Source organism: Aeromonas sp. DSM 116730 (genome assembly GCF_046581335.1).
GTDB classification, from domain to species: domain Bacteria; phylum Pseudomonadota; class Gammaproteobacteria; order Enterobacterales; family Aeromonadaceae; genus Aeromonas; species Aeromonas rivipollensis.
Genome location: NZ_CP144265.1, coordinates 4,137,913 through 4,160,000, shown reverse-complemented (window position 1 = coordinate 4,160,000; position 22,088 = coordinate 4,137,913). Strand labels below are relative to the sequence as shown.

Genomic DNA, 22,088 nt, shown 5'->3' with positions numbered 1-22,088 from the left:
AGTGGGAGCCCTTCGGGGTGACTGCGTACCTTTTGTATAATGGGTCAGCGACTTACATTTTGTAGCGAGGTTAACCGTATAGGGGAGCCGTAGGGAAACCGAGTCTTAACTGGGCGTCTAGTTGCAAGGTGTAGACCCGAAACCGGGTGATCTAGCCATGGGCAGGTTGAAGGTTGAGTAACATCAACTGGAGGACCGAACCCACTAACGTTGCAAAGTTAGGGGATGACCTGTGGCTGGGGGTGAAAGGCCAATCAAACTCGGAGATAGCTGGTTCTCCCCGAAAGCTATTTAGGTAGCGCCTCGGACGAATACTACTGGGGGTAGAGCACTGTTTGGACTAGGGGGTCATCCCGACTTACCAACTCCATGCAAACTCCGAATACCAGTAAGTAATATCCGGGAGACACACGGCGGGTGCTAACGTCCGTCGTGAAGAGGGAAACAACCCAGACCGCCGGCTAAGGTCCCAAAGTTCTGGTTAAGTGGGAAACGATGTGGGAAGGCTCAGACAGCTAGGATGTTGGCTTAGAAGCAGCCATCATTTAAAGAAAGCGTAATAGCTCACTAGTCGAGTCGGCCTGCGCGGAAGATGTAACGGGGCTCAAACCAGGCACCGAAGCCGCGGATTCACACTTATGTGTGAGTGGTAGGGGAGCGTTCTGTAAGTCTGCGAAGGTGTATCGAGAGGTATGCTGGAGATATCAGAAGTGCGAATGCTGACGTAAGTAACGATAAAGGGGGTGAAAAGCCTCCTCGCCGGAAGACCAAGGGTTCCTGTCCAACGTTAATCGGGGCAGGGTGAGTCGACCCCTAAGGTGAGGCCGAAAGGCGTAATCGATGGGAAGCAGGTTAATATTCCTGCACGACTTGTAATTGCGATGGGGGGACGGAGAAGGCTAGGTGGGCCAGGCGACGGTTGTCCTGGTGAAAGTGCGTAGGTGGTGTTTCTAGGCAAATCCGGAGACACAACACTGAGACACGAGACGAAGCCACTACGGTGGTGAAGCCATTGATGCCCTGCTTCCAGGAAAAGCCTCTAAGCTTCAGATTACAAGTCATCGTACCCCAAACCGACACAGGTGGTCGGGTAGAGAATACCAAGGCGCTTGAGAGAACTCGGGTGAAGGAACTAGGCAAAATAGAACCGTAACTTCGGGAGAAGGTTCGCTCTTGACAGTGAAGTCCCTTGCGGATGGAGCAGTTGGGAGTCGCAGTGACCAGATGGCTGGGACTGTTTATCAAAAACACAGCACTCTGCAAACACGAAAGTGGACGTATAGGGTGTGACACCTGCCCGGTGCCGGAAGGTTAATTGATGGGGTTAGCGCAAGCGAAGCTCTTGATCGAAGCCCCGGTAAACGGCGGCCGTAACTATAACGGTCCTAAGGTAGCGAAATTCCTTGTCGGGTAAGTTCCGACCTGCACGAATGGTGTAACCATGGCCATGCTGTCTCCACCCGAGACTCAGTGAAATCGAATTCGCCGTGAAGATGCGGTGTACCCGCGGCTAGACGGAAAGACCCCGTGAACCTTTACTACAGCTTGGCACTGAACATTGAACCTACATGTGTAGGATAGGTGGGAGGCTTTGAAGGCGTGACGCCAGTTGCGCTGGAGCCGTCCTTGAAATACCACCCTTGTATGTTTGATGTTCTAACGCAGGGCCCTGAATCGGGCTCGCGGACAGTGCCTGGTGGGTAGTTTGACTGGGGCGGTCTCCTCCCAAAGAGTAACGGAGGAGCACGAAGGTTGGCTAATCCTGGTCGGACATCAGGAGGTTAGTGCAATGGCATAAGCCAGCTTAACTGCGAGACGGACAGGTCGAGCAGGTACGAAAGTAGGTCATAGTGATCCGGTGGTTCTGAATGGAAGGGCCATCGCTCAACGGATAAAAGGTACTCCGGGGATAACAGGCTGATACCGCCCAAGAGTTCATATCGACGGCGGTGTTTGGCACCTCGATGTCGGCTCATCACATCCTGGGGCTGAAGTCGGTCCCAAGGGTATGGCTGTTCGCCATTTAAAGTGGTACGCGAGCTGGGTTCAGAACGTCGTGAGACAGTTCGGTCCCTATCTGCCGTGGGCGTTGGATGATTGAAGGGAGTTGCTCCTAGTACGAGAGGACCGGAGTGAACGAACCTCTGGTGTTCGGGTTGTCACGCCAGTGGCACTGCCCGGTAGCTAAGTTCGGAATCGATAACCGCTGAAAGCATCTAAGCGGGAAGCGAGCCCTGAGATGAGTCATCCCTGACCCCTTGAGGGTCCTAAAGGGCCGTTGGAGACCACAACGTTGATAGGTGGGGTGTGTAAGCGCGGCGACGTGTTGAGCTAACCCATACTAATTACCCGTGAGGCTTAACCATACAACACCCAAGAAGTGTTCTGGGCCTTGTAGCAAGTGAACGAACTACTACCTAATTCAGTGATAATGACAAAGCAAACTAGCTAAGTCGTTATTCACGTCAGCTTTCCGAGATTGAAGTTTTTTGCCTGGCGGCCATAGCGCCGTGGAACCACCTGATCCCATGCCGAACTCAGAAGTGAAACGCGGTAGCGCCGATGGTAGTGTGGCATTCGCCATGCGAGAGTAGGACACTGCCAGGCACCCAATTAAACAGTTGTGCACATATTGCATGACTGGCCGAGAGGATGACACCTCGTTGAAACGGCAGACAATTTAGCAAAATGCTAACCAGACAGCGGAGCGGTAGTTCAGTCGGTTAGAATACCGGCCTGTCACGCCGGGGGTCGCGGGTTCGAGTCCCGTCCGCTCCGCCACTAATTTGAAAGGCCTTCCCGATTGGGAAGGCCTTTTTGCTTTTGGATTTTCGTGAACGGGATTAAGGAAACAAGGGACCACAGACAGGGCTGCGACTTGCCACTGGCAACTCGGTCCCTGCCTGTGGTTCCTTGTGCTTGAGCCGGACTGTGTCCGCCTCCCCGTCCGCTCCGCCACTAATTTGAAAGGCCTTCCCTCAAGGGAAGGCCTTTTTGCTTTTGGATATTCAGCATCTGAGTCCAAGAAGCCCAATCTGTCGATTGGGCTTCTTTCGTTGTGCTTTGTCATTGTGCCAAGAGACTCCCCTAGTAGTAGATGCATAGCCAGACGGTGGTCTCGGTAGGATGAGTCCACTCCACCCTGTGCTGAAGGTGCGCCGGGATGTTGATGTAGTCCCCGGGTCCAAGGTGAACGCGCTCCTGGAGCCCGGTATCCGGTGTGATGAAGACCAGAATGGCCTCGCCTTGTATCACTGCTACCCACTCGTGTTCATCCTGATCGAACCATTCTCCCGTGGGGGTCTGTTGTCCCTGGGAGAGGATACGCTCGATGCGAAAGTGATTGGTGCTGACCAAGTCGGTGAACAGCTCATTGGGTAGGGGGGAGGGGATCTGGCCAAGCAGGTTGCCTGTGTGCATGAGCTTGTCTCCGGCTGATGGGGGCTAGCTAAGAGTGTAGAAGCTGAAGGGGAGCTTCCCATGTGGAAATTGAGGCCTCCAATGAGGCTTTAAATGGAAAAGTTCGGGAAAATGGTGGCTGATCCGCTGCAATCTCGCCAAATTCTTGCTATTTTGCGCGCCATTACGCAAACGATTTCCTTCACACATTCAGGATGAGTTATGGCAACGCAAGAAATGACGGCCCGCACCGGCAATAGCGGGTTTCTGGACTCCTATTTCTCCATCACCCAGCGTGGCAGCACAGTCCGCCAGGAGTTGCTGGCCGGACTGACCACCTTCCTGGCCATGGTCTACAGCATCATAGTGGTGCCGAACATGCTGGGTGCCGCCGGTTTTGAGCAGGGCCCCGTCTTCGTGGCGACCTGCTTGATCGCCGCCTTCGGCTCCCTGCTGATGGGGCTCTGGGCCAAGCTGCCGATGGCCATAGGTTGCGCCATCTCCCTCACCGCCTTTACCGCCTTCAGTCTGGTACTGGGCCAGGGACTGAGCATTCCGGTCGCGCTGGGCGCCATCTTCCTGATGGGTGTGCTGTTTACCCTGATCAGCGTCACCGGCGTGCGCCAGTGGATCCTGGATAACCTCCCCTCCGGCATCGCCCACGGCACCGGCATAGGTATAGGTCTGTTCCTGCTGCTGATCGCCACCAACGGCGTCGGCATGGTGATCAAGAACGAAGGGGCCGGTCTGCCGGTTCAGCTGGGTGAAGTGACCTCCTTTCCTGTCATCATGACGGTGCTGGGTCTGGCCGCCATCTTCGGTCTGGAGCGTCGCAAGGTGCCGGGCGGCATCCTGATGGTGATCATCGCCATCTCCATTCTCGGCCTTATCTTCGACCCGAAAGTGACCTGGCAGGGCTTCTTCGCCATGCCGAGCCTGACCGGCGAGAAAGGTTCGCTGGTAGGCAGCATGGATCTGCTGGGCGCCCTCAATCCGGTGGTGATCCCGACCGTGCTGGCGCTGGTGATGACAGCCGTGTTTGACGCGACCGGCACCATACGTGCCGTGGCCGGTCAGGCGGGCCTCATCAATGAGCGTGGCCACATCATCAGCGGCGGCAAGGCCCTGACTGCCGACTCCGTCAGCAGCATGGTGGCTGGCGTGGTGGGTGGTGCTCCGGCTGCCGTCTACATCGAATCCGCCGCAGGTACCGCAGCCGGTGGCAAAACCGGTCTGACCGCTGCACTGGTTGGCGTGCTCTTCCTGCTGATGATCTTCCTCTCCCCGCTGAGCTATCTGGTACCGGCTTACGCCACAGCACCGGCCCTGATGTACGTCGGTCTGCTGATGCTGGGCAACGTCACCAAGCTGGACTTCAGCGATTCGGTCGATGCTCTCGCCGGCATGCTGTGCGCCGTCTTCATAGTGCTGACCTGCAACATAGTCACCGGCATCATGCTGGGCTTCGTGGCGCTGGTCGTGGGTCGTCTGTTTGCTGCCGAGTGGAAGAAACTCAACGTCGGCACCGTTATCATCGCCGTGGCGCTGGTGATCTTCTATGCCGGTGGCTGGGCCATCTAAGGCTTCCGGTGATAGCTAAGGGCCCTGCGGGGCCCTTTTTCATGGCTGTGAGGCCGTTAACAGTTTCCCGCCCGTTTGCCTCGTGCCGTTTCAGATTGAAACGCCAATGCCCCTTCTCCTGTTTCAAATCCGAACCGAACAGGCCGTCATTTTTCTCCCGATTTATCCCGTTAGACTGGCTTCATCAACCATCTGCCTACCCGTGCGGTGGCAAGCCAAGGAGTGAGCCATGAAGAAGCTGATCAATGCCGTCGATGCCGTGGTCCGTGAACAACTGATGGGGATGGCTGCTGCCCACCCCGAGCTCAAGGTACGTATCGAACCCCATTACATCACCCGCGCCGACTCCCCCGTGATGGGCAAGGTGGCGCTGGTCTCCGGCGGTGGCAGCGGCCACGAGCCGATGCACGGCGGTCTGGTGGGCAAGGGGATGCTGGATGGCGCCTGCCCCGGCGAGATTTTTACCTCGCCGACCCCGGATCAGATGTACGAGTGCGGTCAGGCCGTCGATGGCGGCGCTGGCGTGCTGTTTCTGGTGAAGAACTACACCGGCGACGTGCTCAACTTCGAGACCGCAGTCGAGCTGCTGCACGGCGACGGGGTCAAGGTCGGTTTCTCGCTGATCGATGACGACGTGGCGGTGAAAGACAGCCTCTACACCGCCGGTCGCCGTGGCGTTGCTACCACAGTGCTGTGCGAGAAACTGGTGGGGGCCGCCGCCGAAGCGGGCTATGACCTGACCCGCTGCGAAGCGCTGGCTCGCCGCATCAACAACCAGAGCCGCACCATAGGTGTCGCCATGCACGCCTGCACCGTCCCTGCCGCGGGCAAGCCCTCCTTCACCCTAGCGGATAATGAGATGGAGTTCGGTGTGGGCATCCACGGCGAGCCGGGCATAGCGCGCCGCCCCTTCACCGACCTCAATACCCTGGTGGATGACATGTTCGAAGAGCTTGCTGACAACACCCCCTATGGCCGCACCCTGCGCCACTGGGACAGAGCCTCCGGCAGCTGGCAGGAAGAGCACACCTTTATCGAGCCGCTGAATGCGGGCGATCGGGTCATCGCGCTGGTCAACAGCCTGGGTGGCACCCCCATCTCCGAGCTCTATGGCGTCTATGGCCGCCTCGCCACCCTGTGCGAAGAGGCGGGCATCCATCTGGTGCGCAACCTGATTGGCCCCTATTGCACCTCCCTCGACATGACAGGCATCTCCATCACCTTGTTCAAGGTGGATGATGAGCTGATGACCCTGTGGGATGCCCCCGTTCACACCCCAGCCTTGCGTCGCGGCTGCTAAGGAGCCTTTATTCTCATGCTAAGCAAACATCAGATCGTCAACTGGCTGCTCGACTGCGAGCACATCTTTGCCGAGCAGCGTGACTACCTCACGGCGCTGGATACCGACATCGGTGACGGCGACCACGGCCTCAACATGCAGCGCGGCTTCACCAAGGTGGCCGAGAAGCTGCCCGCTGTGGCGGACAAGGACATAGGTCAGGTGCTGAAAACCACCGGCATGACCCTACTCTCCTCGGTCGGCGGCGCCAGCGGCCCCCTCTACGGCACCTTCTTTATCCGGGCGGCGGCCAGTACCGACGCCTGTCAGAGCCTCAGCCTCAGCCAGCTTGGCAAGATGCTGAGCGACGGGGTCGAGGGGATCGTCTCTCGCGGCCGCGCCGAGCCGGGGGACAAGACAATGTGCGACGCCTGGTGGCCGGCTCTGGCCGCCCTGCAACAGGCACAGCAGCAAGATCTCTCCCTCAACGATGCGCTGGACAAGGCGGTGGCCGCCGCCGCGGCCGGTACCGAGGCCACCATACAGATGCAGGCCCGCAAGGGGCGCGCCAGCTATCTCGGCGAGCGCAGCATAGGCCATCAGGATGCCGGGGCCACCTCGACCCTGCTGCTGCTGACCGCCCTGCGTGACAGAGCGAGGTTGTGACATGATAGGAATCGTCGTTGTCTCTCACAGCGCCATGCTGGCGGCCGGCTTGAAAGCACTGGCCGACCAGCTCGGCAGCCCGGCCAGATTGCTGCTGGCGGCCGGGGTCGATGACCCCGACCACCCCATAGGCACGGATGCCATCGCGGTGATGAGTGCGATTGAAGAAGCAGATGACGGCAGCGGTGTGCTGGTGCTGATGGACTTGGGCAGTGCCCTGCTCAGCGCCGAGACCGCCCTCGAACTGCTGCCTCCTGAGCTGAGCGCGAGGGTACGACTCTGCCCCGCCCCGCTGGTCGAGGGCACCCTGGCCGCCGTGGTGGCGGCAGGTTCCGGTCTGACGCTGGATGAGGTGGCCGCCGAAGCGCTCGGCGCGCTGGGCCCGAAACAGGCGATGCTACCCGCCCGCCCGGTGCAGGCCGCCACTGAGACAGCCCCCGTTGCCGATGACGGCTGGCTGCGCTGCGAGGTAGTGGTGGATAACCCCCACGGCCTGCATGTGCGCCCCGCCGCCCGACTGGTGGCCGCCCTCAAGCCCTTTGCCGCTGAACTCAAGCTGCAAAAGGGGGATAAAGAGGCCAACCCCCGCAGCCTGACCCGGCTCACCATGCTCAACGTGCGCCAGGGCGACAGACTCACCCTGCTGGCGCGTGGGGAGGATGCCGATGCGGCTTTGAGCTGCTTCCAGCAGCTGGCAGCGGAACGTTTCGGCGACTGAGGCTCATATTGCTTTATCAAGGCCCCGCCAGTGCGGGGCCTTGTCGTTTTTTCTGCAAGGGCGTTTCTGTGCGTGACAGTTATCCGTGATAGTCGGCGGGACCCAGACCGATGAGCTTGAGCCGCCGCCAGAGGGTGGTGCGGCTGATGCCCAGTTGCCGGGCCATCAGGCTGACCTGTCCCTTGCAGGCGTGGGCGCTGCGCAAGATGGCTTGGCGCTCCAACTCCGCCAGGGTGAGCAGCGGCTGCCCCACCACCTCGTCCGCCACTAGCTGATGGCCGTGACGAATGGCGGCGGGCAGCGCCTCCGGCGGGATCTGCCCCTGACTGGCGTGGAGTAGCGCATGCTCGACGGCGCTGCGCAGCTCTCCCAGATTGCCGGGCCAGGGGTAGGCGAGCAGACAGTCGAGGGCCGCCGGGCTGAACTGGCGTACCGGCTCGCGCCCCTGCGCCCCTAGCTGCTGACTGATAAGGCCGGGCAGATCGGCAGTGCGCTCCCGTAGCCCCGGCAGCCAGAGCTCGCAAGCTTGCAAGGCATAGAGCAGCTGGCGGCCGAACTGCCCCTCCTGCACCCGCTGCTCCAGCGGGGCGCTACTGGTCGCTATGATCCGCACCTTGAGCGGCAGCACGCGGGCCGAGTCGAAGCGCTGGATGCGGCCTGTCTTGAGCAATTGCAGCAGCGCCGCCTGCATGGGAGCAGAGAGGCACTCCACCTGCTCCAGCACTAGCGTGCCGCCGTGGGCCAGCTCGAACTTGCCCGCCCGCTCCTGCCCCACCTCGTCGGAGCCCATCAGCTCCAGCGCCATCCGCTCGCTCGGCAGCGCCTGACAGTTGAGGGTAATGAGGGGCCCGCCTGCCCGTTCGCTGCCAAAGTGGATGGCCTCCGCCAGCTGGGCCTTGCCTACCTCCTCTTCGCCGCGCAGCAGGATTGGCCCCTGACTCTGGGCCGCCTGCCGGGCGTAGCGCAGCAGCTTGCGCATGGCGCTCGATTCCCCCACCAGCGCCGACAGCTCGGGTACCGTCTGGCGCAGCTGGTGGATGGCCCGCAGCCGGTCGACCGGGTGCAGCAGGGCGATAAAGCTGACTCCCTCCGGCCCCGGCAGCGGCTTGAGGCTTATCAGGGCATTGATGAACTCCCCGGAATGCACCCCGAGCCGCTCCAGGGTCACCTCCACATGACTCAGTGGCGTCTGCCCCTTGATGGCCAGCTGCAACCGCTGGGGCAGCAGCAGGTGCTGCTCCAGGGGCTGACCGAGACAGATCGCCGGATCGAGCCGCAGTCGGTTGGCCGCCAGCGCGTTGAGGTAGCGCAGCCTGCCTTGCGGATCCCAGGCCAGCACGCCGTCATCCATGCCGTCGAGCAGGGCGTAAAGCTCGCTCAGATGGTGCTGGGACTCCTGCATCAGGGTCTCCATCTGCAGCAGATGGGCCAGCTCGCGACCGGCGCTGACGGTGAGCGCCAGATCCCCGACCGTTGCATCTTCCACCTTGCAGACCAGGGCCATGATGGCGACCTGACGGCCGTTGCTGTTGTAGACCGGGCTGGCGCAGCTGTGCCAGGGATGCAGGGTCTGGTTGAAATGCTGGGGGCCGCTGATGCAGAGCGGCACTCCCTCCAGCGCCGCCAGATTGATGGCATTGGTGCCGATGCGCCCCTCGCTAAAAAAAGCGCCGGGGCCAAACCCCAGCGCTGCCAGCTCGCGCAGGGTGTCAGGGTGGCCGGTGCGGGCCAGTAGGCAGCCGCTCTCGTCGGTGAGCAGCAGGGCGCAGGGACGCCCTTCCATGAATTCGTAGAGATCCTCGAGGGCCATCTCGCCTGTGGTGAGCAAGTCCCGCTTGCGCTGGCGCAGGCTCTGCAAGGTCTGCCCCTTGGCACTGTGGGGCGGGTGCCAGAGGGTGGCGCTGGTCTGATGGGCGCAGCGCAGCCAGGAGGCCTGAAGATAGTCAGGCCAGGGCTGAGGTGGCAGACGGTCAGATGGCATTGTCACTGTCCTATCCGGCAAGCGCGTAGCCAGAAGGCATATAGATGTTCTGGCCAGGGCTGGGGTGGCAGACGGTCAGATGGCATTGTCACTGTCCTATCCGGCAAGCGTGCAGCCAGAGGGCATGCCCATAGTCAGGCAAGGGCTGGGGCGGCTGAAGGTGCAGGGTCACATGCAATATCCGGCATAGAGAGAGGACGACCATTTAACCATGCCCGTTCGCCAGATTCAGTGACCTGCCTCAGAGGGCGACAATGGCATCTCGATCCCCGCCCGTCGTCTCCTCGGCAAACTGTTGGCCGAGCCAGTGGCAGAAGGCGCGGCACTCCGGCATCCCTTCGCTCTCCTGGTGGATAAGCAGGCTCCACTGGGGCCCCTTGACCCTGCAAGCGGAGAGCGGCAGCAACTGCCCCAGCTCCCTGGCCGGTTGGGAGAGCCGTTCGCTCACCAGCGCCACCCCGAGCCCGGCGCTTGCCGCCTCCAGCAGCAGGCCGGGATCGGAGAAGTTGAGCCCCCGGGTCTGCAGTTGCAGATCCTCCCCCCCTTTCAACGTCCAGTGGTGCCAGTCCAGCTCTCGCTCCCCATGGAGGGTAGTGCGCTGTGCCGCCGGTTGAGCCAGCACGGCAGGCGCGGCCACCGGCAGCAACCTGTCCGCCAGCAGTGGCTGATGGCGACACTCGGCCTGCGGCGCGAGATCCCAGCGCAGGGCGAGATCTATGGTCTGTTCGGCCAGATCGGGCTCTTCGTCGCTGGTGAAGAGCCAGAGATCGATGTCGGGGTGCTGGCGATGAAACGCCCCCAGTCGGGGCAGCAGCCAGTGGCGGGCGATGGCGGTGCTGGTGTTGAGCACCAGCTGGTTCGGCTTGCGGTACTGCTCGAGGCGCTGGATCCCCACCGCCAGTTGCAGCAGCACGCTCTGGGTGGTCTCCAGCAGATCCTGTCCCGCATCGGTCAGGGCGACCGAGCGCCCCTGCCGGTGAAACAGCGGCTGGCCGAGCAGCTCCTCCAGGGAGCGGATCTGCTGGCTGATGGCGGACTGGGTGAGGTGCAGCTCCTGCGCCGCCTGATGAAAACTGCCGAGGCGAGCCGCCGCCTCGAAGCCCCGCAGCACGTTGAGCGGGGGCCAGTGTTTGAACATCATTGATTAGCTCCACTTATCACTTGCACTGAAAATCGATCGTTTGTTCGCGATGCCAAGCGGGAATAGTCTATTCCCATCGTCAGCAACCTTAATAGTACCTAATCAGAGAGGGAATATGCGGGAACAGGGAATAGTGGCAAAGGGCTGGTTTATGCCCGCCGAATGGTGCCAGCACGCCGCGACCTGGATGGTCTGGCCCCACAACAAGGCGCTGTGGGAATCCGGCTGGGGCGTCACCCTTGCCGAGGTGCAGCAGGACTTCGCCCGGGTGGTCAACGCCATTGTCCGGTTCGAGCCGGTCAGGCTGGTGGTCGACCCTTCCGCGCTGGCCGAGGCCCGCGCCCTCTGTGACGACAGGGTGACCCTGGTCCCGCTCCCGGTGGATGACAGCTGGTGCCGCGACTCAGGCCCCACCTTCATCTGCCACCCCGAACTGGGCAGCGCCGGGGTGAGCTGGCGCTTCAACGCCTGGGGCGGCAAGTCGGTCCATCAGCTGGACGAAGGGTTGGCTCGCCGCATCCTCAACAGCCTCGAACTCGATACCATCGGCAGCTTTCTGGCCAACGAGGGGGGCGCCATCCATGTGGACGGCGAAGGCACTCTGATCACCACTGAGTCCGTGCTGCTCAACAGCAACCGCAACCCGGGCATCAGCAAGGGCGAGATCGAGCAGATCTTCGGTCGCCTGCTCGGTATCGAGAAGACCATCTGGCTGCCGGGGGATCCCGACCACGTCACCGGCGACATGACGGACGGCCATGTGGACGGGGTCTGCGCCTTCAGTCGCCCCGGCCAGCTGCTGGTGGATGCCACCCGGGATGCCACCTCGACCTACGGCCTTGTGGTGCGGGAGAACCGCCGCGCCCTGACGCTGGCCACGGATGCCAGGGGGCGCGCCTTCGAGCTGCAGGATCTGTACGACGCGAGCGAGGCCATAGACACGGAGGCCGAGGTGTTCTGCGCCTCCTACACCAACTTCTACCTCGCCAACGGCGCCGTCATCATGCCCGCCTACGGGGTGGCGAGCGACCGGGAGGCGGCGGCTGTGCTGCAAGGTGCCTTCCCGCAAAGGGCTGTGGTGCCGGTCTCGATCAACCGGCTGGCACACGGCGGCGGCGGCATCCACTGCATCACCCAGCAGCAGCCCGCCTGGCCGCTGCGGGGCTGAACGTTGCACGGCGGCGGCCAATCACAGGGGAGTAACCACATCATGATCAGGAAGACACTCGGGTGGATGGGCTGTCTGGCCCTGCTGCTGAGCCTTGCGGCCGAGGCCGGGGAGGCCGATGCGGCAACAGGGGAGGAGAAGGTGCTGCGGCTCTACAACTGGGCCGACTACTTCGCCCCCGATACCCTCAGCGCCTTTACCAAAGAGACAGGGATCCGGGTCATCTATGACGTCATGGACAGCAGCGAGACCCTGGAGGCCAAGCTGATGGCCGGTCGCAGCGGTTATGACCTCATCTTTCCCGGCGATACGGTGGCGGAGCGGCTGATGCGGGCGGGCAGCCTGCAACCGCTGGATCAGGGCAAGCTAGAGCACCTGGCGGACATAGAGCCAGGCTTGCGGCGGCTGCAGCAGGCCTATCCCCATTCACGGGATGCGGTGGTGCCCTACACCTGGGGCACCATAGGGCTCACCTATAACGCAGCCATGATCCGGCAGCGGATGGCGGATGCCCCGGTGGGCAGTCTCGACCTGCTGTTCAAGCCCGAACTGGCGGCAAAATTTGCCGACTGCGGCATCTCCATCATCGACTCCCCCGATGAGGTGCTGGCTGTGGTGCTGCACTATCTGGGGCGGGATCCCCACAGCGGCAAGGCCGAGGATCTGGATGCCGCGCTGGCGCTGCTCAAGGGGATCAAGCCCCATATCCGCAAGTTCCAGTCCCAGCCGGTGACCCAGCTGGTCAACGGCGACCTCTGCCTGTCGCTGGGTTACAGCGGCGACATGACGCAAGCCAGGCGCGCCGCCGCCGAGGCGGGCAAGCGCAGCGACTTTGAATACCGGCTGCCGAAGGAGGGGAGCACTATCTGGATGGATACCATGGCGATCCCGGTGGATGCCCCCCATCCTGACTATGCCTACGCCTTCATCAATTTCGTGATGCGCCCGGCCAACATGGCCGCCATCACCAACAGCACCGGCTATCCCACCGCCAGTGCCAAGGCGAGATCCATGGTGGATGCCACCATGACAGCCAACCCGGATATCTATCTGGATGAGGCCAGCTACGGACGCCTCATCCCGGGCCAGGATCTTGCACAATCCCAGATGCGTGCCCGCATGCGAGCCTGGACCCGCTTCAAGAGCAGTTTCTGAATCCAAGGAGTAAAAGAGATGTCATCCCGACGCCAAGTATTGAAACAGCTGGTCGCCATGGGGGCGCTGGCTGGACTGAGCGCCCTGCCGCGGGCTCAGGCCGCCACCCCGGAGGCCAAGGCGAGGGCCGTCGGCCGCTACCATATGCCGGACGAGGCCGGGCCCCAGGCCAGGGTCTGGGTCGCCTTCGGTGCCAGCCGTGACATCTGGGGCCGCAACTACCAGGAGGTGCAGGCCACCATAGGACGGCTGGTGCAGGCCATGGCGCCCCATACCGAGGTGAACGTGCTCTGCCGCGAAGAAGAAGAGGCGCTGGCCCGCCAGCTCTGTGGCAAGGGGAGCACCCGCTTCATCCACGCCGAGCTGGATGACATCTGGCTGCGGGATACCGGCGGCGTCTTCGTTCGCAATGGCGAGGGGGAGCTGGGGCTGGTGGACTTCAACTTCAACGGCTGGGGGGACAAGCAGGAGCACGAACAGGATGGGGGTGTGGCCGAGTGGGTCAGCACCCAGGCAGATGCCCATTATCTGCAGAGCCGGCTGACTGGCGAAGGCGGGGGCATAGAGGTGGATGGCAAGGGCACCGCCATCCTGACCGAGAGCTGCTGGCTCAACGGCAACCGCAATCCGGGCCTCACCAAGGCGCAAGTGGAGGCGGAGCTCAAGGTCAACCTGGGACTGCGCAAAATCATCTGGCTGCCGGGCATCAAGGGTCGTGACATCACCGATGCCCACGTCGACTTCTACGCCCGCTTCGTGCGCCCCGGGGTGGTGGTGATCAACATGGACAACGACCCCGATTCTTATGACTACAAGGTGACCCGCCAGCATCTGGCCATCTTGCAGCAGGCGACGGACGCCGATGGCAACAAGCTGGAACTGCATCAGCTGCCGCCTCCCCTGGGTGGGCGGGACAATAAATTCAGCCGTAGCCCGGACTTTGCCGCCGGTTACATCAACTACCTGCCGATCAACGGGGCCGTCATAGTCCCCGAGTTCGGCGACAAGGCGGCCGACCGCTATTGCCAGGATCTGCTGGCCCGCCTCTACCCGGGGCGCAAGGTGGTGGCGGTCAACATAGACCCGGTGGCGGCGGGGGGCGGCGGCATTCATTGCATCACCCTGCATCAACCGGCCTGATATCCCGCGCTGGCCGCTTCTGCCGGTGTGACCTAAGACAAGGGGCGCCTCGGCGCCCCATGTCCTTGTTGCCGTTCTATGGCGTCTCGCTCAGATCCCCGTCATGCCAATTTCGTCGAGCTGAACGTGGGCGGGTTGGCGCAGGGTGTAGAGCACAGCCTCGGCCAGATCCTCCACCTGCAACCAGCCGGGCTTGCGATCCCCCGGGCAGGACGGGGGCGGCACCTGGACCAGTCCGGGGCAGAGGGTATGAACCCGGATGCCCTGATGCTGCACATCCTCCCGCAGTGCCTTGGCGAACCCCAGGACGGCAAATTTGGCGGCGCAGTAGACGCTGGCCCTGGCATAGCCGTGTCTGGCGGCCTGGGAGGCGATGTTGATGACGGTGCCATGGCGGCTCGCCAGCATGTCCGGCAGGCAGGCCTGGGTCAGCAGGAAGGTGCCCTTGGCGCAGGTGTCCATGACTCTGTCCCACTCCGACTCCGGCAGATCCTGCACCAGGTGGTCGCTGCCGACCCCGCTGTTGTTGATGAGCAGATCGATGGGGCCTAGCCGCTCCCGAGCCTCGGCGTGGCGGGTGCGCACCTGGTCGCCGTCGCACACATCCAGCGCCAGCGCCATCACCCTGACGCCGTATGTCGCCTCCAGTCTGGCCGCTTCCTGCTCCAGCAGCCCCAGGCGGCGGGAAGCCAGGATCAGCTCCACCCCCTGGCTGGCCAGGGCCTCGGCGATGGCCAGCCCTATGCCGCTGGCCCCACCGCTGATCAGGGCCCGTTTTGCTCTCAGTTCGTTCATCTTGTCTCCTCCTCCAATGGAGCAGGCATTGTGGCGGCAGGGGCCCGGGGAGCCTAGGGGAGGGAGGGGGCGGATTCGAACCCTGGTTCGTGTTTTGGCGAGACGATTCGAACTTTGGTTCTATGTGAGCCGCGACCGGGCCCAGGCTGTGCAAAAAAAAGACGCCGCCCAGTGGGCGGCGTCTTGCTTCTCTTGCTGGCGGGTCACTCCGCCGGGGGCGACGCGGGCGCCTCCAGGACGGGCGTTTGCTCCCCCTCTTTTATCCAGGCATCCAGCAGGGTGTAGCCCACCGCCAGCACCACTGGGCCTATAAAGAGCCCTATGATGCCTAGCGCCAGCAGGCCGCCGATGACGCCGACCAAGATCAGGATCAGCGGCAGATCGGCCCCGCGCTTGATGAGGAAGGGGCGCAGGAAGTTGTCCATGGTACCCGCCAGCAGGGACCAGACCAGCAGGAAGGTGCCCCAGGTGGTATCCCCGCTCCAGTAGAGGTAACCCACGCTGGCCAGCAGCACCGGGAAGGGGCCTATCTGGGCGACGATCAGCAGGAACATCAGCACCACCAGGATCATGACGTAGGGAATGCCGGCAATCAGCAGACCTATCCCGGCCACCGAGGATTGTACCAGGGCGGTCACCACCACCCCCATGGCGACGGCGCGGATGGCCTGGGAGGCGAGCACGACGGCGTTGTCACCACGCTGGCCCGCCAGGCGGTGGGCGAAGCGGCGAATGCCGTCGGCGGCCTTCTCCCCCGAGTGATAGAGCAGGCCGCAGATGGCCACCGTCAGCAGGAAGTGGACGAACAGCAGGCCGAGGTTGCCCGCCTGGGAGGCGAGCCAGCGGGCTGTCTGGCCGAAATAGGGGGCCAGCTTGGTGAACAGCACCTGGCCGCCGCTCGCCAGTATCTGCTGCCAGAACTCAAACAGCTTGTCGCCGACCAGAGGCACCTGTTGCAGCCAGAGCAGCGCGGGGGGCGGGGAGTGGCTGATGCGGGTGCCCAGCTCGATCAGCATGGGGGCCTTCTCCGCCACGTTGGCCAGCGCCATGAACAGGGGGATGACGAACATCAGCAGCAGGATGCAGCTCATCAGCAGGGCCGCCAGGGCGCGCTTGCCCCACAGCAGGCGCTGGGCCATCTGCATCAGCGGCCAGGTGGCTATGGTGATCATGGTGGCCCAGACCAGGGCGGGCAGGAAGGGGCGCAGCACCATGAAGCACGAGATGATGAGCAGGCTGAGAAACAGCAGGCCCAGGGTGATCTTGGCCAAATCCACTTTTTTCATATGCATTGCATTCCCTTTAACGAGGGGTGGGGCGTCGGGATCCGGCGCCAGTATTGATAAAAGACAGCAGCCACCAGAGCGCGGCACTCAGCCAGAACCCCAGGCAGCCATAGAGTAACCCTTTTCCCGCCAGGATCAGCAGCGAGCTGTCGGTCAGCAGAGGGAGCACAAACAGCGCCCCTGCGATGAGCAGGCCGCCCGCCAGGGCCAGCAGTGTGGCATGGAGGGCGGGAGCTGGGTGTCGTTCGAGTTGTAGCAGATTACCCGATACCAGCCCCAGGGTGAACATGGCGAGCCCTGCCAGGGCGCTGGATTGGGTCAGCCAGCCCGCCAGGGCGCTGGCCAGCAACAGCAGAACCCAGGGGGCTTGGCGCTGCGCCAGTGCCGCCAGGGGGGAGCGCAGCGCCAGCAGCAGAGCACCGAGACCCAGGCCGGCCGCCACGTCCGAGATAAAGTGCACGCCGAGCCAGACGCGGGCCAGCCCGGCCAGGGCCGCCAGCAGCAGGGCCAGCCCCATGCCCTGCCAGGCTTTGAGGGTGGGCAGGGCGCCGAGCAGCAGGCCCCAGAACAGCAGGGTCGAGGCGGTGTGGCCGCTCGGCATGCCAAAGCCCTGGGCGCTCCGCTGCCCTAGCATGGGGTCGAGGTGGAAGGGCCTGGGCCAGGCTATCCCCTCTTTGAGCAGCTGTACCAAGAGGGTGAGCAGCACCATGGCAAACAGCAGGTTGCGCAGCTTTGGCCAGCCCAGCAGGGGGAGCAAGAAGGGGAGCAGGGCCAGCTGGAAGGCCGCCGAGCCCAGCAGGTTGCCGACCTCGAGCCAGCTTGCGTTTGGCCCAAGCCACTGCTGCAGACGTTGGATCAGCGGCAGTTCGGCCCTGTGCAGGGCGCTGCCTTCGGGACTGAAGTCCGACACCCACTGCACCTCGCTCTCGGGGACCTGGGCCAGCCTGGGAGTGATCCAGTCGAGTTGCGTCGGGAAGCGACGCTGATCATGGGGCAGGCGGGCGGCATCGATCAGCCTGGCATTGAGGATCTCGCCGCCGAGGTTGGGGGCCTGAAGCAGGGAGACAAAACCCGAGCCGCGCTGGGCCCGGATGGGGGTCAGTGCCTGGCAGGCGAATACGGTGGCGCGCTGCCAGCGCCCCAGCTCCCCGGTGATCCGGCCATGGAGCCCAGTTTCCTCGAACAGCTCCCGCAGGGCCGCCTGGGCGGGCGTCTCGCCCCCGTCTATGTAGCCGCCACTCAGGCTGTAGCGATCGGAGATCCTGTCCTGGACCAGCAACAGCTCCTGCTGATGGCGGATCACGCAGGCGGCCGCCCCGGGGGGCGCCTCGGCGGCGAACAGGGAAGATGACAGGGAGCCGAGCAGCAGAAGCAGTAAAAGAGCGGGTCTGAGCATGATGGCGCGACTAAGGGAATAGATGGGGACAAGGGTCACAGAAATCAGATACTTGGGCAATGACTTCCGGTGGATGGCCGGCGCCGGCAGGGGGCGTCTCGGCCCAATCTGGGGCGCAAGGATTGCCGTCGGCGCGGGCAGTCCCTAGTATTGGCGGCTATTGTTCTTCTCATTCAACACATCTTGGGGCCTTTCATGCGACAGTTCGGTTTCTTCCTGGGGATTGCCATCGGCGTCATCCTGATACTGTTTGGCAGCATCGTCATCTTCCAGGCCTTGCCTGCCGCACTGGACGTGCTGGAGATGCCGAGCCGCATTCCGTTCGTGCGCGAGGTCTACACCTGGCTGATGACCAGTGCCAATGGCCTCACCAGCCAGCTGGAGCAGAACTTCCTGGAAGCCTTCCAGACGGTGCTCAAGCTGATCCTGCTCATCACCTTCATGTGGGTCTGCGTCAAGCTGGTCAACATGGGGGTGCTGATCATCCGGGCTGGCGTTGACCTCATTCGCACCGCCATCGAGCACAGCGAAGACAAGGTGGTCAAGCCCACCGAGCAGGACCGCCACCTGTAAGGCTCCCCTGCCCATTCGCAGATAAACGACAGGCCATCCTAGGATGGCCTGTTTGCATGGTGAACGGGTTAGCCCTCTTAGTTGAGCAGCTTCTCCAGCTCGGCTTCGGCATCCGCTCTGGCCTGATCGCTCTGCTTCATCCCCTGGGTTTCCACCTTGTCGGCCTGCGCCTGCACGGTGCCGGTCGCTCCGCTTACCACCTTGCTCACCTGTTGCTGCGTCTTGGCTGCGGCGCTGACGGCCTTGTCCGCCTGTTGCTGCGTACTGGCTGAGGCCTGCTTGGCGGTGTCGCTGACGGCTTTGCCCGCCTGTTGCTGCGCGCTGGCTGCGACCTGCGTGGCGGTGTCGCTGACGGCTTTGCTCGCCTGTTGCTGCGCGCTGGCTGCGGCCTGCTTGGCGGTGTCGCTGACGGCTTTGCCCGCCTGTTGCTGCGCACTGGTTGCCGCCTGCGTGGCGGTATCGCTGACGGCTTGCTGGGCGGAGCGGCTCACGGCCTGGTTGGCTTGTCGCAGAAGATCGGTGGCATCGCTCACCGTCTGGGTGGCTGAGTCACTCACGGCCTTGCTGGCTTGTTGCGGCGCCTTGGCGGTGGCACTGCCGACCACTTGTTTGGCTGAATCGCTGATTGCCTTGCTGGCCTGCTGCTGTGCCGAGGTGGTGGCACTGCCGACCACTTGTTTGGCTGAATCGCTGATTGCCTTGCTGGCCTGTTGCTGTGCCGAGGCAGTGGCGCTGCCGATCACCTGGCTGGTGGAGTCGGCCAGGGCCTGGGTCGCGCTCTGTTGCAGGTTGCCCATCACATTGCCAAGCAGGGAACCGCTGGTTCCCGTCATCACCTTGCCGGCGTCGGTGAGGGCGGTGGCGGTCGGGTTGCCGGCCTGCCACTCCTGCATGGCACTCGGCCAGGCCGGGGTCGCCGCCGTCATATTCTCGCCGAAGACTTGGGTCGCGCCGTCTCCCTTCTGCAACATGACGGAGAGCTGGTTGGTGTCGGCGTTCCACACCATGCCGGCCTGTTTGGCCACATCCGGCACAGGGGCGTAACGGGAGACCACGTAAAACAGCGGCCCCTCCTGCTGCAACTCGTTGGCCGTCTTGAGCAGCTGCATGGTGCTGTCGTAGTTGGGCCCCAGCATGGCGGTCATCCTGTCCTTGATCAGCGGCTGCTCGAACAGGTTGGCCTCGTTCGGATCGAAACCGACCAGGGGTTTGAGCAGGGCCCACATCAGCTGGCTGGTGGGGCTCATCATCAGCAAGGGGGCCACGCAGGCGGACAACATCAGACTCAGGCAGGCGGCCTTGAGCAACGGCATGATACGCATCGACAACATATCCAAGTAATTATTTGATTAATAAGGTTATATGCTGTCTTTTCCCAACAGCATGACCCGAACTGGCCCGGCTCTTCACACATGGGGAGCGGCGGGCGCTGGCAGGCTATCATATTGCTTCCGGAATGCCAGATGAGCCGACACTTATTGGTCAAGTCGGCGACGCTGGTGGTCGCTTTAGGGGATTACTCTCTCGTTGTCACAGGTGTCACTCATGATCCGAACCGCGTTTTGTCTGTTTGCCCTCGGCGGCCTGCTCCCCGTCCAGGCGGCCCCGGCGTCGAACACCCTCAGCCACTCGGTGGGCACGGATCTGGTGTTGCCCCTGGGCTCACTGCCCGAGCGGGTCTGCTGGTATCAGGATCAGAAATATTCCCTCGGATCTCGCATCCAGCAGGGGGATCTCTGGCTGGAGTGCGGCCCGCAAAACGAGCAGGAGAGCAACGGGCCCCTGGCCTGGCGCGAACCCGCCATCTACGAGCCGGTCGATGAAGGGGTGGTCAACAGGGAGACGATCAGGGTGGGTCAGTGAGCCTTTTCTTGATCCAGCTACAGACACGGCCGTGATCCCTGTCGCATAATGCAGCTCCTTTCTTCTCTTGGCTGGAACCTAAGAAATGGCTCGTCGCTCTTCCAATGCACAACGTCGTCGCAGTAGCTGGTGGTACAAACGCTTGTTGGCAAGGGAGCGGGAAGAGCGCGAAGCGCGTTCCGTTCGGGATTGATACTGCATTGAAAAACGGAGCCTCGGGCTCCGTTTCTTATTCATCACCACGGGTGAATAATGGTGCCGCTCTTCCAATGCACAAGGTCGTTGCCCTAGTGAGCTGGTGATACAAACGCTTGTTGGCAAGGGAGCGGGAAGAGCGCGAGGGCGCTGCGTCCGGGATTGATACTGCATTGAAAAACGGAGCCTCGGGCTCCGTTTTGCGTTTATCCGCGTCAGCATCATGACAACGGGGGCCATCAGGCCCCCGTTTTGCTTTTTCAGATCTGCGGCTTAGCGCTGCAAGGCGGCCAGTGCCAGCTCGACCCGCTTGGCGTATTCGGGATCGGCCTGCTCGAAGTGCTTGAGCTGGGCCGCGACTATGGCGTCATCCTCCACATGGATGAGAGAGCGCGCCAGGTTGGCGGCGAGGCGAGCACGCTGCCCCTCGTCCATGATGCGGAACAGATCCCCCGGCTGGCTGTAGTAGTCGCTGTCATGGTCACGGAAGTCGTAGTGCAGGGCGGCCCCTTCCAGACTCAGGGCCGGTTCGTGCTGCTCGCTCGGTTGCTGGGTGCCGAAGCGGTTCGGCTGGTAGTTGGGGCTGGCGCCGCCATTGCTGTCGGAGCGCATGGCACCGTCACGATGGGCGCCGTGGTGGAAGGGGCAGCGCGGGGCGTTGACCGGCAGCAGGCCGTGGTTGACGCCGAGACGATAGCGCTGGGTGTCACCGTAGGAGAAGAGCCGCCCTTGCAGCATGCGGTCCGGCGAGAAGCCAATACCGGGCACCACGTTGGCCGGGGTGAAGGCCGCCTGCTCCACGTGGGCGAAGTAGTTGTCCGGGTTCTGGTTGAGCTCGAGCACCCCGACCGGGATCAGCGGGTAATCCTTGTGCGGCCATACCTTGGTGAGATCGAAGGGGTGGATCTCGTAGCTTTGGGCCTCGGCCTCCGGCATCACCTGCACATAGACCTTCCAGCGCGGGAAGTCGCCCCGCTCGATGGCGTTGAACAGATCCGCCTGACTGCTCTCCCGATCCTGCCCGACGACATTGGCCGCCTCTTCATCTGTGTAGAAGCTGTGGCCCTGCTCGGTCTTGAAGTGGAACTTGACCCAGAAGCGCTCATTCGCGTCGTTGATGAAGCTGAAGGTGTGGCTGCCGTAGCCGTTCATCTCCCGCAGGCTCTTGGGGATGCCGCGATCGCTGAACAGGGTGGTGATCTGGTGCAGGGATTCCGGGTGGCGTGACCAGAAGTCCCAGGCGGCGGTGGCGCTGCGCAGGTTGGTGCGGGGATCCCGCTTCTGGGTGTGGATGAAGTCCGGGAATTTCAGGGGATCGCGAATGAAGAACACCGGGGTGTTGTTGCCCACCAGATCCCAGTTGCCCTGCTCGGTGTAGAACTTCAGGGCGAAGCCGCGCACGTCGCGCTCGGCATCGGCGGCCCCCTTCTCACCAGCCACTGTGGAGAAGCGCAGGAAGACAGGGGTCTGCTTGCCGATTGTGTTGAACAGGTCGGCCTTGCTGAACTGGCTGATGTCGTGGGTCAGGGTAAAGGTGCCGTAGGCGCCCGAGCCCTTGGCGTGCACCACCCGCTCCGGGATCCGTTCCCGATCGAAGTGGGCCAGTTTTTCCATCAACCAGATGTCTTGCATCAGCACGGGGCCACGGGGGCCGGCGGTCAGGCTGTTGTTGTTGTCGACGACGGGGGCACCGTTGGCGCTGTGCAGGGTCTTGTCAGTCATGGGGCATCTCCTTGTGATGATGGGGGCACG

At 62.8% G+C, this 22,088-nt stretch carries 17 protein-coding genes, 1 tRNA gene and 2 rRNA genes (1 of these 20 running past the window's edge); 12 read left to right on the top strand and 8 right to left on the bottom strand.

Features of this window, described 5'->3' with window-relative positions:
- From Aeroheme_RS19140 to Aeroheme_RS19130, 3 genes are all read left to right on the top strand, one after another.
- Positions 1-2,366: ribosomal RNA gene (locus Aeroheme_RS19140) — 23S ribosomal RNA — on the top strand; it begins 524 nt to the left of the window's first position.
- Positions 2,367-2,492: 126 nt separating this feature from the next.
- Positions 2,493-2,607: ribosomal RNA gene (rrf, locus tag Aeroheme_RS19135) — 5S ribosomal RNA — on the top strand.
- Between the two features lie 97 nt (positions 2,608-2,704).
- Positions 2,705-2,781: transfer RNA gene (locus Aeroheme_RS19130), tRNA-Asp, on the top strand.
- A gap of 306 nt (positions 2,782-3,087) precedes the next feature.
- Here the strand turns inward: Aeroheme_RS19130 and Aeroheme_RS19125 are convergent.
- Positions 3,088-3,420, bottom strand: a complete 333-nt coding sequence (locus tag Aeroheme_RS19125) for a cupin domain-containing protein (protein ID WP_411166388.1) — start codon at positions 3,418-3,420, stop codon at positions 3,088-3,090.
- A 201-nt stretch (positions 3,421-3,621) separates the two neighbouring features.
- On the opposite strand from Aeroheme_RS19125, the gene Aeroheme_RS19120 reads away from it, so the two are divergent.
- From Aeroheme_RS19120 to dhaM, 4 genes are all read left to right on the top strand, one after another.
- Complete coding sequence (locus tag Aeroheme_RS19120; RefSeq protein WP_025328604.1) at positions 3,622-4,980, top strand: NCS2 family permease; 1,359 nt, start codon at positions 3,622-3,624, stop codon at positions 4,978-4,980.
- Between the two features lie 229 nt (positions 4,981-5,209).
- Positions 5,210-6,280 (top strand): dihydroxyacetone kinase subunit DhaK, encoded by a 1,071-nt coding sequence (dhaK, locus tag Aeroheme_RS19115; protein WP_163149379.1) that lies wholly within the window; start codon positions 5,210-5,212, stop codon positions 6,278-6,280.
- Positions 6,281-6,295: 15 nt separating this feature from the next.
- Entirely contained in the window at positions 6,296-6,925 is a 630-nt protein-coding gene (gene dhaL / locus Aeroheme_RS19110; protein WP_106885576.1) for a dihydroxyacetone kinase subunit DhaL, read from the top strand.
- Between the two features lies 1 nt (position 6,926).
- A complete protein-coding gene (dhaM, locus tag Aeroheme_RS19105; RefSeq protein ID WP_411166387.1) occupies positions 6,927-7,643 on the top strand; it encodes a dihydroxyacetone kinase phosphoryl donor subunit DhaM in 717 nt (238 codons plus the stop codon).
- Positions 7,644-7,722: 79 nt separating this feature from the next.
- On the opposite strand, the gene dhaR is transcribed toward dhaM, so the two are convergent.
- Together dhaR and Aeroheme_RS19095 are read right to left on the bottom strand one after the other, a co-directional pair.
- Entirely contained in the window at positions 7,723-9,624 is a 1,902-nt protein-coding gene (gene dhaR / locus Aeroheme_RS19100; RefSeq protein ID WP_411166386.1) for a dihydroxyacetone kinase operon transcriptional regulator DhaR, read from the bottom strand.
- A 241-nt stretch (positions 9,625-9,865) separates the two neighbouring features.
- Positions 9,866-10,765, bottom strand: coding sequence for a LysR family transcriptional regulator (locus Aeroheme_RS19095; protein ID WP_411166385.1), 900 nt, complete (start codon positions 10,763-10,765; stop codon positions 9,866-9,868).
- 115 nt (positions 10,766-10,880) lie between these two features.
- Between Aeroheme_RS19095 and Aeroheme_RS19090 the strand changes: the two genes are divergently transcribed.
- Genes Aeroheme_RS19090 through Aeroheme_RS19080 form a run of 3 tightly spaced genes read left to right on the top strand, consistent with a single transcriptional unit; the run spans position 10,881 to position 14,228 of the window.
- Entirely contained in the window at positions 10,881-11,933 is a 1,053-nt protein-coding gene (locus Aeroheme_RS19090; protein ID WP_171275275.1) for an agmatine/peptidylarginine deiminase, read from the top strand.
- A 42-nt stretch (positions 11,934-11,975) separates the two neighbouring features.
- A complete protein-coding gene (locus Aeroheme_RS19085) occupies positions 11,976-13,088 on the top strand; it encodes an extracellular solute-binding protein (protein WP_262112390.1) in 1,113 nt (370 codons plus the stop codon).
- Positions 13,089-13,106: 18 nt separating this feature from the next.
- The gene (locus Aeroheme_RS19080; protein ID WP_411166384.1) at positions 13,107-14,228 is read left to right on the top strand and encodes an agmatine/peptidylarginine deiminase; all 1,122 of its coding nucleotides are present in this window, start codon (positions 13,107-13,109) and stop codon (positions 14,226-14,228) included.
- Positions 14,229-14,318: 90 nt separating this feature from the next.
- Here Aeroheme_RS19080 and Aeroheme_RS19075 read toward each other — a convergent pair whose 3' ends face one another.
- The 3 genes from Aeroheme_RS19075 to Aeroheme_RS19065 form a co-directional block, all read right to left on the bottom strand.
- On the bottom strand, positions 14,319-15,023 hold the full coding sequence (locus Aeroheme_RS19075; RefSeq protein WP_411166383.1) for an SDR family oxidoreductase: 705 nt from the start codon (positions 15,021-15,023) through the stop codon (positions 14,319-14,321).
- Positions 15,024-15,226: 203 nt separating this feature from the next.
- On the bottom strand, positions 15,227-16,315 hold the full coding sequence (ydiK, locus tag Aeroheme_RS19070; RefSeq protein WP_163149396.1) for an AI-2E family transporter YdiK: 1,089 nt from the start codon (positions 16,313-16,315) through the stop codon (positions 15,227-15,229).
- 10 nt (positions 16,316-16,325) lie between these two features.
- Positions 16,326-17,705, bottom strand: coding sequence for a bifunctional NUDIX hydrolase/phosphatase PAP2 family protein (locus Aeroheme_RS19065; protein ID WP_411167266.1), 1,380 nt, complete (start codon positions 17,703-17,705; stop codon positions 16,326-16,328).
- A gap of 195 nt (positions 17,706-17,900) precedes the next feature.
- Between Aeroheme_RS19065 and Aeroheme_RS19060 the strand changes: the two genes are divergently transcribed.
- Positions 17,901-18,278, top strand: coding sequence for a hypothetical protein (locus Aeroheme_RS19060; RefSeq protein ID WP_139746057.1), 378 nt, complete (start codon positions 17,901-17,903; stop codon positions 18,276-18,278).
- A 77-nt stretch (positions 18,279-18,355) separates the two neighbouring features.
- Here Aeroheme_RS19060 and Aeroheme_RS19055 read toward each other — a convergent pair whose 3' ends face one another.
- Positions 18,356-19,600 carry a hypothetical protein gene (locus Aeroheme_RS19055; protein WP_411166382.1) on the bottom strand — a complete coding sequence of 415 codons (1,245 nt, stop codon included), beginning with the start codon at positions 19,598-19,600 and terminating at the stop codon, positions 18,356-18,358.
- A gap of 223 nt (positions 19,601-19,823) precedes the next feature.
- Here Aeroheme_RS19055 and Aeroheme_RS19050 point away from each other — a divergent pair, with 223 nt between their 5' ends.
- Positions 19,824-20,141: a YnjH family protein gene (locus tag Aeroheme_RS19050; RefSeq protein ID WP_411166381.1), complete on the top strand. Its 318-nt coding sequence runs from the start codon at positions 19,824-19,826 to the stop codon at positions 20,139-20,141.
- Between the two features lie 468 nt (positions 20,142-20,609).
- Here the strand turns inward: Aeroheme_RS19050 and Aeroheme_RS19045 are convergent, their stop codons facing one another.
- Positions 20,610-22,058: a catalase gene (locus tag Aeroheme_RS19045; RefSeq protein ID WP_411166380.1), complete on the bottom strand. Its 1,449-nt coding sequence runs from the start codon at positions 22,056-22,058 to the stop codon at positions 20,610-20,612.
- Positions 22,059-22,088 lie beyond the last annotated feature (30 nt).

Excerpts from the sequence above, each read along its gene's own strand:
- Aeroheme_RS19075 (WP_411166383.1), bottom strand. The coding sequence starts at position 15,023 with ATGAACGAACTGAGAGCAAAACGGGCCCTGATCAGCGGTGGGGCCAGC.
- Aeroheme_RS19045 (WP_411166380.1), bottom strand. The coding sequence starts at position 22,058 with ATGACTGACAAGACCCTGCACAGCGCCAACGGTGCCCCCGTCGTCGAC.
- Aeroheme_RS19090 (WP_171275275.1), top strand. The coding sequence starts at position 10,881 with ATGCGGGAACAGGGAATAGTGGCAAAGGGCTGGTTTATGCCCGCCGAA.
- Aeroheme_RS19055 (WP_411166382.1), bottom strand. The coding sequence starts at position 19,600 with ATGCGTATCATGCCGTTGCTCAAGGCCGCCTGCCTGAGTCTGATGTTG.
- ydiK (WP_163149396.1), bottom strand. The coding sequence starts at position 16,315 with ATGCATATGAAAAAAGTGGATTTGGCCAAGATCACCCTGGGCCTGCTG.
- Aeroheme_RS19065 (WP_411167266.1), bottom strand. The coding sequence starts at position 17,705 with ATGCTCAGACCCGCTCTTTTACTGCTTCTGCTGCTCGGCTCCCTGTCA.
- Aeroheme_RS19060 (WP_139746057.1), top strand. The coding sequence starts at position 17,901 with ATGCGACAGTTCGGTTTCTTCCTGGGGATTGCCATCGGCGTCATCCTG.
- dhaL (WP_106885576.1), top strand. The coding sequence starts at position 6,296 with ATGCTAAGCAAACATCAGATCGTCAACTGGCTGCTCGACTGCGAGCAC.
- Aeroheme_RS19120 (WP_025328604.1), top strand. The coding sequence starts at position 3,622 with ATGGCAACGCAAGAAATGACGGCCCGCACCGGCAATAGCGGGTTTCTG.
- Aeroheme_RS19125 (WP_411166388.1), bottom strand. The coding sequence starts at position 3,420 with ATGCACACAGGCAACCTGCTTGGCCAGATCCCCTCCCCCCTACCCAAT.
- Aeroheme_RS19085 (WP_262112390.1), top strand. The coding sequence starts at position 11,976 with ATGATCAGGAAGACACTCGGGTGGATGGGCTGTCTGGCCCTGCTGCTG.
- Aeroheme_RS19050 (WP_411166381.1), top strand. The coding sequence starts at position 19,824 with ATGATCCGAACCGCGTTTTGTCTGTTTGCCCTCGGCGGCCTGCTCCCC.
- dhaK (WP_163149379.1), top strand. The coding sequence starts at position 5,210 with ATGAAGAAGCTGATCAATGCCGTCGATGCCGTGGTCCGTGAACAACTG.
- Aeroheme_RS19095 (WP_411166385.1), bottom strand. The coding sequence starts at position 10,765 with ATGATGTTCAAACACTGGCCCCCGCTCAACGTGCTGCGGGGCTTCGAG.
- Aeroheme_RS19080 (WP_411166384.1), top strand. The coding sequence starts at position 13,107 with ATGTCATCCCGACGCCAAGTATTGAAACAGCTGGTCGCCATGGGGGCG.
- dhaM (WP_411166387.1), top strand. The coding sequence starts at position 6,927 with ATGATAGGAATCGTCGTTGTCTCTCACAGCGCCATGCTGGCGGCCGGC.
- dhaR (WP_411166386.1), bottom strand. The coding sequence starts at position 9,624 with ATGCCATCTGACCGTCTGCCACCTCAGCCCTGGCCTGACTATCTTCAG.